This window comes from Streptomyces sp. NPDC030814 (assembly GCF_055572155.1).
Genome location: NZ_JBVIDX010000009.1, coordinates 194,337 through 204,493 on the forward strand (window position 1 = coordinate 194,337; position 10,157 = coordinate 204,493).

The window sequence follows — 10,157 nt, forward strand, 5'->3', positions numbered from 1 at the left end:
ACCGCCGTTGGGGAACGGGGGCGGGGCGGCGCGGAAAGGCCTATCGTAACAAAAGAGGTAGCGCGTACAACTTTGGAGGAGGCCGCTCGGGGGAGGCCTCCCCCCCCCCCGACCGCCTCCCCGGACTACTTCTTCCGCAGACGCACCGACACGCCGTGCCCGGTGCACACATGCTCGGCCGTCCAGCCCTCGACGGCGACGGTCACCTCGGAGAACCGGCCGCGCAGGGACCGCGCCCCGATGACCGCCACCGTGCTGCCCGAGCGCGGCGGCTGCTCGGCGTCGAAGCGGACGACCAGCTCGCTGCCCCGCTCCAGAACCGCGCGCCCGTCCACCACCAGAGCCGGGTCGACGCCCCGGTCCAGCGTCACGTCGAGGACACCGGCCTGCGTGTATTCGCCGCGTACCCGGACCGTGCGGTCGCCCGTGCTGAGGGTGCCGCCCGCCACCCGGACGTCACCCCGGCCGAGGGCCTCCTTCGAGCCTGCCGCGAGTACCCCGGCCTCCACCGTGGTGCCGCCCGTGTACCGGTTGGCGCCGGTCAGCGTGAGCGTTCCGCCGCCCCGCTTGACCAGGCCGCCCGGCCCCGAGATGTCGTTGCGCCAGGTGTCGGCCGTGTGGAAACCACCGAGCGAGGCGTCCAGGGTGACGGTGACGTTCGTGGCGAAGGCGCCGTAGCCGTCCGCCGCCGCGAACAGGTTCAGCCGCCCCCACTGCTCCCAGCCGTCCAGCAGCACATACCCGGACGGCAGCGCGGTGGTGCGCAGCACCTCACGCCGCTGGTCCGCGTCGAGGTACGGCAGTCGTGTCTCCAGCAGGACCTCGGCGCCCTTCGGCACGGTCAGCTCCTTCGAGGGGCCGCGCCGGGTCAGGATGTACGTCAGCTTGGGCTCGACCAGCCGGGCGTTGGCCACCCGGTCGGCGTACGGGTCGGTGTCGGTGCCGGCCGAGTGCGCATACGCGAACAGGGTGTCGGCCGTGGTGCCGGTCTTCGCCCGGAAGTACTCTGCGGCCTGCCTGCGCGCCGCCGCCTTCAGCTCGGCGTTCTTCGGGTCGGCGAGCGCGGCGGCGGCCAGGGCGGTGGCCATGACCCGGCCGCCGAGGACGTCCACCGCGGAGTGCATGCCGGAGACGATCCGGTCGTGGCTGGTCTCGAAGGCGCGGGTCACCATCTCCTGGAACCGCTCCGGTACTGCGTACGCGTAGGCCAGGGCCGCGAGGTGCAGGGCGTTGGTGTGACCGCTGGGGAACCCGCCGTCCTCGGCCGGGTTCTCGCCGCGCTGGCGCAGCAGCTGCGGGGCGACGATCACCTCGGACTCGTACACCGGGAAGCCGAACTCGTCCTTCTGACCGGTGTCCACGACCTCGCTGTTCTCGTTCATCCGCCAGGGCCGCGGGTACTGGTACGAGAACTTGGCCGGGTTGCTCGACGCGAACGGGCCGCGCACCGCGTTCACCAACTGGGCCACCAGGCCGAGCTCGGAGGTGGTCGACCCGGCGCCGTTCGCCGATCCGGCGGGCGCGTCGGCCGGCACGGAGTCGCTGACCTTGCCGGGCGGGGTGCCGTCCGGCGCTGAGGTGATCGCCGTGACCGCCTTGGCGCCCGCCTTGTAGAGGTCGGCGAGCGGGCCGAGGCCGGAGATCACCGAGTAGCTCTGGTGCTGCCGGTCGGTGATGAACGCCTGACGGGCCTGGGCGTCCGTACGCCGGGCGGTGACCCGGGCGCAGTAGCGCATGTTGGCGCGCAGGATCTCCGGCAGCAGCGGGGTGCCGGTGTTCCACGCGCCCCCGGTCTTCCAGATCGCGGCGAAACCGCCGAGGGCGCGGATCACCGCGTTGGTCTCGGGCGTCAGGTTCGCCGTGGTGTTGGTCGTGTAGTCGTCCACGAACGCGGCGAACGCCGTGGCGGCCTTGGCCTCGGGGGCCTGCCACAGGTCCGCGAGGGTCGGAGCGGCGAGGAGGCCGGCCGAGACGCCGAGGGAGTTCCTGAGGAAGACGCGCCGGTTGAGCGTGTGGTGCCCGGCAGATGACGGCATGGGGGTGCCGCTCCTTTCGAGGTGGGGTGATCGTGCGGGCTGAGTACTGGAACGTGTGACCAGTACATGACCAATCGACCGGGCGGTGATCAGGAGTCGGCCCGTCGAAGGAGGGTTCGTGCGAGTGCCACCGCCCCCTCGACCGGCGGCACCTGGAGGGGCTGCGGCCGGGCGAGGGGGAGCGTGTGGGTCAGGGCGACGGCGAACGCCGAGTACAGGGCGGTCCGCGAGAGGATCGTGCCCCCCGCGACCACCACGTCGTCGACGGCCACGCCGCGTGCGGCGAGCCGCTCGACGAGCGAGGCGAGGGCGCGGCCCCCGTCGTCGATCACCCGGTGGGCGAGGACGGAGCCCTGCTCGGCAGCCTCGAACACCACAGGAGCGTGCCGGCCCCACTCGGCGGACACGTCCGTGGCGCTCTCCAGGGCCGCGCCCAGCGCCGGGACCTCGCGCACGTCGAACGAGGCGATCAGCAGCCGGGCCAGCGGGTCGGGGGCCTCCCCGCGGTCGTGCGCCGCCCAGACGGCACGGGCCGCCTCGCGGACCAGTCCGGCCGCGCCGCCCTCGTCCCCGAGGACCGCGCCCCAGCCGCCGACCTGCACCGGAGTGCCGTCGGCGCGGCGCCCGACCGCCACCGAACCGGTGCCGGCGACGAGGGCCGCGCCCTTGGCGAGCCCGGCGGCCGGGACGAGCAGTTCGGCGTCCCCCACGACCAGGCACGGCACCTGAAGCCGGGCCTCCAGGGCGAGGCGGATCTCCTCGCACTGCCGGGGGGTCTCGCAGGCGTGCGCGCCGACCGCCAGGGCGGCCGGTGCGACGCGCGCGGGCAGCACCTCCTCGACCAGCGCGGCGAGCCACTTGGCGGCAGCCGCCGGATCGTGCGGTCGCCAGCCATGGCTCGTACGGACGTGGTCGGCCACGCGCTCCGTCCCCGTGACAGCACGGAGATGGGTCTTGGTGCCGCCCACGTCGATACCGACCGCGGGTCTGCAGTCCTGCACGGAAGGCCTCTCTCGTCGTTGCGTTGCGAAGGGCGCTGCGACGGCGGGCGAACCGTGCCTGGACACAGAAATGTCAGTGGGGGGTGCTCGGGAAGCCCCGGGACGGGCCTCTGCTGGTGCGGCAGGCGAGTACCGCTTGACTTCGTTAGGAAATTAACTAACGAATTAGAGAGCGTCAAGAGGTTCGGACCCGGATGCCGCACGACCCGTGCGGACCGCCGCGGCACGACTGGGGAGACCATGTACCTGAGCGAGAGCGCCCGCACCGTGTTCGCCGTGCTGGCGGCCACGTGCACCGCCACCCGCCCCCAACTGGCCGCCGGGGCGGGCCTGTCCAAGCCGACCGTCTCGTCCGCCGTGGCCGAGCTGGAGGCGGCCGGACTCGCCGCCCGTTCCGGCACCGCCTCCGGCGGCACCGGCCGCTCCGCCGCCGTCTACGTCCTCGGGGCCGCCGCCGGCGCTGTGCTCGCCGTCGACCTGGGCCCCAGCCGCACCCGGGTGCGCGGCTGCGCCCTCGACGGCACCCTGCTCGCCGAGGGCGCCGGCTCCCGCCCAGACGCCGCCGGCGTCGTGAGCGAGGTCCTCGCCGAGCTGCCGCCGGACGCCCCGCTGAGGGCCGTGGTCGTGGCGGTCGGCGACGTGACCACCCGGGGCCGCGAGGGCGGCGGGGAACGCCCGGCGACCGCCAAGGCGGGCCCCGTCTTCGATGCCATGTCCGTCGCCCTGCCGCCCGGCGTCCCGGTCCACCTCGAGAACAACGTGAACTGCGCCGCGCTCGCCGAACTCCACGAGGGCGCCGCCCGCGGCCGGGACACCTTCGGCTATCTGCGGATCGGCGTGGGCATCGGCCTCGGCGTGGTCATCGGCGGCCAGGTGCTGCGCGGCGCGAACCACGCCGCCGGTGAGGTGGCCCGGCTGCCCTACCCGTGGGACGAGGACCGGGAACCGCGCCACGAGGGCCTGGAGGCGCACCTCGGGGCGGGGTCCCTGCTCCGGCGGGCGGCGACCGCCTGGCAGGACGCCGACGGGCCCTGTCCGAACACCGCCGAGCGGCTCTTCGGCCTCGCCGACGAGGGCCACCCCAGGGCGTGCGACGTAGTCGGCCGGCACGCCGCCGACGTGGGCCGGCTGGCCGCCGCGGCCACGGCCGTGCTCGACCCCGGCCTGATCGTCCTGGGTGGCGCCGTCGGGTCGAACCCGCAGCTCCTGCCCGGTGTACGGGCCGAACTGGCCCGGCTGAGCTGGCCCACCGAGGTGGTGAGCAGCGCGCTGGGCGAGAGCGGCACTGTCGTGGGGGCCAGTCGGCTGGCTGTGGCCCGAGGAATCCAAACCGTGACCGGAGGGGTGCGGGTGAAGGATTGACGGACTCCACCGACATCTGCCAATGTCCGGACAAGCGCTTTCTAAGTCGGCCGGGACGCTGGCTTGGGGCGAGTCTCCCGCCCGTACGAGACGTACGGCAACCGCACGAGGGGCGTGCCCGTGCGGTGACGGCCACAGCGGCCGGGGATACCGCCCCGCGTGGACGACGCGGCCGGGCGAGGCCGCGCCCCCGGAAAGCGACTTCACCTGCAAACTGCACCCGTGCCGCCTCGGTCGGCGCCGTGCTCTGTCCCCTACGACGAAAAAGGGAACGAAGATGATCACTGTGGGTGTGCGGCGCTCCCGCCGACTCGGCCGCGGCGGTATGCGCCGCCTGGTTCCCCTCGCTGCCGTTGCCACGGCAGGTGGCCTGCTGCTCTCGGCGTGCGGCGGGGGATCCGAATCGGGCGGGACCTCCAAGTCGCTGACGTTCTGGATCTCCACGGTTCCGGGGCAGGACGCGGGCTGGAAGAAGATGGTGGCGCAGTACGAGAAGGAGACGGGCGTCAAGGTCAAGCTCGTCAACATCCCCTACGAGGGCTACACGGCGAAGCTGCACAACGCCGCGCAGGCGAACTCCCTGCCCGACGTGGCCGCCGTCCCGGCGCTGGACCCGATCTGGTCGAACAAGCTGATCGACCTCAGCTCCATCGCCGGCAAGAAGAGCAACAACATCAACGCCAACTTCCTGGCGAAGGACAAGTCCGGGAAGGTGCTGTCCATCCCCTCGGACGTCACCGCGTCCGGCATGTTCATCAACAAGTCGCTCTTCGAGAAGGCCGGCGTCTCCTACCCGACCTCGCCCCAGAAGACCTGGACCTGGACCGAGTTCATCAAGGCGGCGAACAAGGTCCGGGAGAAGACCAAGGCCAAGTACTCGCTGACCTTCGACCAGTCGCCGTCCCGGCTGCGCGCCATGGTGTACGAGATGGGCGGCAAGTACGTCCACGCGGACGACTCCGGCAAGTTCTCGGTGGACGCGGCGACCAAGAAGGCCGTGAACACCTTCGTCGGGTGGAACGACGACAAGACCATGCCGAAGTCGGTGTGGACCAGCGGCGCCGACCCGTCCGCCATGTTCCAGAGCGGTGACGTGGTCGCCTACTGGTCCGGTGTGTGGCAGGTTCCCGCCTTCGCGGAGAGCATCAAGAAGTTCGAGTGGGCGAGCGTCCCGACTCCCGCCCAGCCGGTGCAGGCCAGCGACGTCAACAGCGGCGGCATGACCGTCGGCTTCAACAACAACGCCGATGCGGCCGCCGCCGCGAAGAAGTTCCTGTCCTGGCTGTACGAGCCGGACCACTACCGCGCCCTGTGCGAGGCATCCGGCTTCCTGCCGGTCGAGAGCGGTCTGAACCCGAAGTACCCCTTCAAGTCGGAGGCGGCGCAGGCGGCGTTCAAGCTGTACAACGAGTCGATCCCGCTCTACGACCCGATCTCCGGCTACTTCAACAGCGCGCAGACGCAGTGGGTGCTGAACGGCAAGAGCCTCACCGAGGACCCGACCAAGACGGAGCTCGCCAAGGCGATCAACGGCCAGCAGTCGGCCGACAAGGCCCTGGAGAACATCGTGGCCGGCTACAACCAGCAGGTCGGCGGCTGATCATAGGCTCCGAGGCCCGGGCGGCGGGGTCGAGACACCGCCGCCCGGGCCCGTCGGGCCCCATGTGATGCCGGGCTCACGGCCCGAGCCCACCGGAACCCCATCCACCAGCACGGAGTCAGGAAGATGACAAAACGCGCCTCGGACGTGTCCGTGAGCCCGCCCAGGAGACGAAGCAAGTACACCCTCGCTCCGCTCGTCCTCATCGCGGCCAATGTCGTGCTCTTCTCGCTGTTCTTCGTCTGGCCGGCGGTGATCGGGCTCCTCTACTCCTTCACCAACTACACAGGAGTGGGCGCGTTCCAGTTCATCGGACTGGACAACTACGACAAACTGGTCGGGGACTCCACCTTCTACGACGCGCTGACCCGGACGCTGCTGTACACGGTGCTCTTCGTGCCGCTGAACTTCGCGGTCTCGCTGCTCGCCGCCAACCTGGTGGTGAACAAGCACGCCAAGGGTTCGTCGGTCGCCCGCGTCATCTTCTTCATCCCATGGCTGCTGTCGCCCATCGTCGTGGGCGTCCTGTGGCGGTGGCTGTTCGGTGAGAACTTCGGACTGGTCAACTACATCATCGGCGAACTCGGCGGAAGTGCCGTTCCGTGGCAGTCGAACGCGGACCTGTCGCTGCTGGTGGTGGTGATGGCGGCGTCCTGGATGTGGACGGGTTTCACGATGCTGCTGTTCATCGCGGCGATCAAGAACGTACCGGTGTCGTACTACGAGGCGGCGTCGCTCGACGGCGCCGGCCCGTGGCGCCAGTTCTTCAGCATCACCCTCCCGAGCATCGCGCCCACCTCGTTCATCGTCATCCTGCTCAACACGATCAACGCGATGAAGGAGTACCCGGTGTTCGTCGCCCTCAACAACGGCGGACCCGGCACCTCGAACAACCTGCTTGTCCAGTACATCTACGAGACCGGCTTCAAACGAGGCCAGATCGGCTACGCGAGCGCCGCGTCATTCGTGCTCATGCTCATCCTGATGGCCGTCGCGATCATCCAGCTGATCGTCAACCGGCGGGTGGAGAACCGATGACAACCACAGACATGCCACGCCCGGTCGACACCGGTTCCGGACGGGCCGTCTCCAAGATCACGCCCCCCAGGGCGGTCGGCGGTGGCCTCCGGCGGCCGGTGCCCGCGACGACACTGCTGTGGATCCTGGCCTGCCTGTACGGGCTGCCGGTGCTGTGGTTCATCCTCAGCTCCCTCAAGCCGGCCAGCGACCTGTTCTCCTATCCGCTGTCGCTGGTTCCCGACGACCCCACCCTGTCGGGCTACATGACGGCGTGGCGCAGTGCCAACTTCTCCCAGTACTTCATCAACACGACCATCGTGTGCGTGATCACGACGATCCTCACGGTGGGAGTCAGCTGCTGCACCGGGTACGCGCTGGCCAAGTACGACAACAGGTGGCTCAAGGCCTTCTTCGTCTGCATCCTGGCCACCACGATGCTGCCGGGCGAGGTCATGCTCGCCCCGTCGTTCCTGGTGGTCCGCGACCTGGGCCTCTACAACTCGTTCGGCGGCATCATCCTCCCGGCCGTGCTCACCGCGACGGGATGCTTCATGTTCCGCCAGTTCTTCCTGACGGTTCCCGACGAACTCGTGGAAGCCGCACGCATCGACGGCGCGCGCGAACTCTCGATCTTCCTGCGGATCATGGTGCCGCTCTCCCGGCCCATCATGCTGACCCTCGCCATCCTGTCCTTCCAGTGGCGGTGGAACGACTACATCTGGCCGCTGCTGATGCTCAACGACCCCAACAAGTTCACCGTGCAGATCGGCATCCAGAGCATCGTCGGCGCGCAGAACATCAACTGGTCGGTTCTGCTCGGCGCATCGGTCATCTCCATGATCCCGCTGATCGTCGTCTTCCTGGTCTTCCAGCGCTACGTCATGAACGCCGACATCAATGCCGGACTGAAGGACTGACCTTGCCCACCCCGATCGACCACGACTTCGTCCGCGGGGCGGCCCGCGCCGCCGACCGGGAGGCCGCCCCGCTCGCGGCCCGCCCTGACGTGGAACCCGCCGGTGCGGCCCACCGCGCTCTGGCCCGCCGGGTGAAGACCCTGGTCGCGGCATACCGGTCCCCGGACTCGGCACTGCACGGCAGCGATCAGGCCGTCGCCGCCGCGATGACCCACCTCGCCGCCCTGCGGGCCGCACAGACCGCCACCGGCCTCTTCGCCGGCGGCGACAACGTGCAGTCACCGCCGGACTCCGCGTTCACCGTCAACGACGTGTGCGACGCGCACGTCCTCGCGGCCGGCGCGGGGCCGGACCTGCGCGACGTCACGGCGACGCTCGCCGAGATCGCCGGCGCCGCCACCGGCAGCCTCCTGACCGGTGGGGTGCACACCCCGAACCATCGCTGGGAGTTGTGCGCGGCGCTCGCCCGGCTGCACAGGTCGTTCCCGGAGGGCCGGCTGCTCGACCGCGTCGAGGAGTGGCTCGCGGAGGGCGTCGACATCGACGCGGAGGGCCTGTACTCGGAACGGAGCGCCAACTACGCGGCCCATGTGTCCAACCCGTCGCTGCTGCTCCTGGCCGATGTGCTCGGCCGCGCCGACCTGTCGGACGCCGTCGAACGCAACCTCACCACGACCCTGGACCTGATCAGGCCGGACGGCACGGTGGAGACCGTCCACTCCCGACGCCAGGACCAGCACCACCCGTTCCCGCTGGCGCCCTACCTGCCCCACTACCGGCTGCTCGCGATCCGCACCGGCCGCGGCGATTTCGCTCGGGCGGCACGGCTGGCGGCAGCCGGCGGCATCGACGACGCCGACCTGCTCGCCCAGACCCTCCTCACCCCGGACCTGGGCCGCGCCCTCCCGGCCCCGGCCACGGAAACCCTTCCGCGTCACCGATACCTCACCACCGCACGTCTCGCCGCCCGAGCCTCGGCCACCGCCCACACGGTGGTGTACGGCGGCTCCGACGTGCCCGCGCACCGGCGCATCCGCTCGGGCCTCGCCTGCAACCCCACCTTCCTGCGTCTGTTCTCCGGCGACGCCGTCCTGGACGCGGTCCGTCTCTCGCGGGGCTTCTTCGACCTGGGACCGTTCCGCGCCGCTGACATGCGACAGACCGCCGACCACCGGTACCGCCTCACCGAAACCCTCACCGCCGCCTACTACCAGCCGCTCTCCAAGGACGACAGACGCGACGACGGCGTCTACCGGCTGGTGGACGAGGGGCGCTTCTCGGCCGCGATGGCCTTCCCGGACCGGCCTCGGGACGAGGTCTCCCACACGACCCGCGTCGAGGTGGACCTGCGGGAGGACGGCGCCGACCTGCGGATCGACCTCAGCGGACCCCGGGTGCCCTGGGCCCTCGAACTGACCTTCCGACCCGGCGGCGTGCCCGAGGGCGCCGTACCGATCGGCGACGGACGCTGGTGCCTGACCACCGGGCCCATGACCTACCGGGTCGGCGAGGACGAGATCCGGGTCGAGGCCGACATCGAGGCAGGAGAACCGCTGGCCGGACCTGACCGTGGCGACGTACTGCGGTACGACCCGGGTCAGGACTACACCGTGGTGGGCGGCACCGATGCCACGGCCGGGAACCGCGTCTACCTCGGCGGGCAGGGCCCGCACACACTGACCGTCGCGCTGCGCGCCCGTCGGCCCCTCCCCATCGTGTGACGGAGACGAACCACGCCGTGGCCATCCGGGCATGAAGGGCTGATCCCCGTCACCGCACGTCCCCTCCAGTGCGCCTCACCCACCAGCGCGGCCCTCTGCACGACCCGCCGACCACCCCCGAGGCGTACGACGACGTCCTCGCCTCCGTCACCGAGGGGCAGCCGGAGGGCCTTGGCACGGTGCGGGGCGAGGGCCGGCAGCGAGGTGACGCCGGGAGAGGTGACGCCGAGGGAGGTGTCGCCGATGTCGTCGACGCGGTCGGGGTGTTCGAGGTCGCCCTCGGGCGTGGGCCGGGCGAGGGCCTCGACAACCCCGGCCACCCCGACCTGAGGGTCCGACTGCGGACCGCCGCCCCGCGCGACCTGGCCCGCGGCGAGCCGCTGCTCACGCTGCTCGCCTGAGACCCGAAACACGGGGGCGGGGGGGGGGGGGGGGGGGGGGGGGGGGGAGCGGGGGGGGGGGGTTTCTTTTGTTCTCTCCCCTTGTTTTCGGTTTTTTCG

Annotated in this window: 8 protein-coding genes; 6 read left to right on the top strand and 2 right to left on the bottom strand. The window is 71.0% G+C overall.

What is annotated here, in order from left to right:
* Positions 1 to 125: 125 nt before the first annotated feature.
* Both ACZ43N_RS20945 and ACZ43N_RS20950 read right to left on the bottom strand, forming a co-directional pair.
* Complete coding sequence (locus tag ACZ43N_RS20945; protein ID WP_468099293.1) at positions 126 to 2,036, bottom strand: phosphatase PAP2 family protein; 1,911 nt, start codon at positions 2,034 to 2,036, stop codon at positions 126 to 128.
* 89 nt (positions 2,037 to 2,125) lie between these two features.
* The gene (locus tag ACZ43N_RS20950; RefSeq protein ID WP_468099294.1) at positions 2,126 to 3,037 is read right to left on the bottom strand and encodes a BadF/BadG/BcrA/BcrD ATPase family protein; all 912 of its coding nucleotides are present in this window, start codon (positions 3,035 to 3,037) and stop codon (positions 2,126 to 2,128) included.
* Between the two features lie 240 nt (positions 3,038 to 3,277).
* On the opposite strand from ACZ43N_RS20950, the gene ACZ43N_RS20955 reads away from it, so the two are divergent.
* From ACZ43N_RS20955 to ACZ43N_RS20980, 6 genes are all read left to right on the top strand, one after another.
* On the top strand, positions 3,278 to 4,399 hold the full coding sequence (locus ACZ43N_RS20955; RefSeq protein ID WP_468099296.1) for an ROK family protein: 1,122 nt from the start codon (positions 3,278 to 3,280) through the stop codon (positions 4,397 to 4,399).
* A 277-nt stretch (positions 4,400 to 4,676) separates the two neighbouring features.
* Positions 4,677 to 5,999, top strand: a complete 1,323-nt coding sequence (locus ACZ43N_RS20960) for an extracellular solute-binding protein (protein ID WP_468099298.1) — start codon at positions 4,677 to 4,679, stop codon at positions 5,997 to 5,999.
* 126 nt (positions 6,000 to 6,125) lie between these two features.
* Positions 6,126 to 7,037, top strand: a complete 912-nt coding sequence (locus tag ACZ43N_RS20965; protein ID WP_468099299.1) for a carbohydrate ABC transporter permease — start codon at positions 6,126 to 6,128, stop codon at positions 7,035 to 7,037.
* Complete coding sequence (locus ACZ43N_RS20970) at positions 7,034 to 7,936, top strand: carbohydrate ABC transporter permease (protein ID WP_468099301.1); 903 nt, start codon at positions 7,034 to 7,036, stop codon at positions 7,934 to 7,936. The genes ACZ43N_RS20965 and ACZ43N_RS20970 overlap by 4 nt, the downstream gene beginning before the upstream one ends.
* A gap of 2 nt (positions 7,937 to 7,938) precedes the next feature.
* Positions 7,939 to 9,657 carry a hypothetical protein gene (locus ACZ43N_RS20975; protein ID WP_468099303.1) on the top strand — a complete coding sequence of 573 codons (1,719 nt, stop codon included), beginning with the start codon at positions 7,939 to 7,941 and terminating at the stop codon, positions 9,655 to 9,657.
* A 68-nt stretch (positions 9,658 to 9,725) separates the two neighbouring features.
* Complete coding sequence (locus ACZ43N_RS20980) at positions 9,726 to 10,058, top strand: hypothetical protein (RefSeq protein WP_468099499.1); 333 nt, start codon at positions 9,726 to 9,728, stop codon at positions 10,056 to 10,058.
* The last annotated feature ends 99 nt before the right edge of the window (positions 10,059 to 10,157 follow it).

Coding starts and splice junctions, on each gene's coding strand:
- ACZ43N_RS20955 (WP_468099296.1), top strand. CDS start 3,278: ATGTACCTGAGCGAGAGCGCCCGCACCGTGTTCGCCGTGCTGGCGGCC.
- ACZ43N_RS20970 (WP_468099301.1), top strand. CDS start 7,034: ATGACAACCACAGACATGCCACGCCCGGTCGACACCGGTTCCGGACGG.
- ACZ43N_RS20960 (WP_468099298.1), top strand. CDS start 4,677: ATGATCACTGTGGGTGTGCGGCGCTCCCGCCGACTCGGCCGCGGCGGT.
- ACZ43N_RS20945 (WP_468099293.1), bottom strand. CDS start 2,036: ATGCCGTCATCTGCCGGGCACCACACGCTCAACCGGCGCGTCTTCCTC.
- ACZ43N_RS20965 (WP_468099299.1), top strand. CDS start 6,126: ATGACAAAACGCGCCTCGGACGTGTCCGTGAGCCCGCCCAGGAGACGA.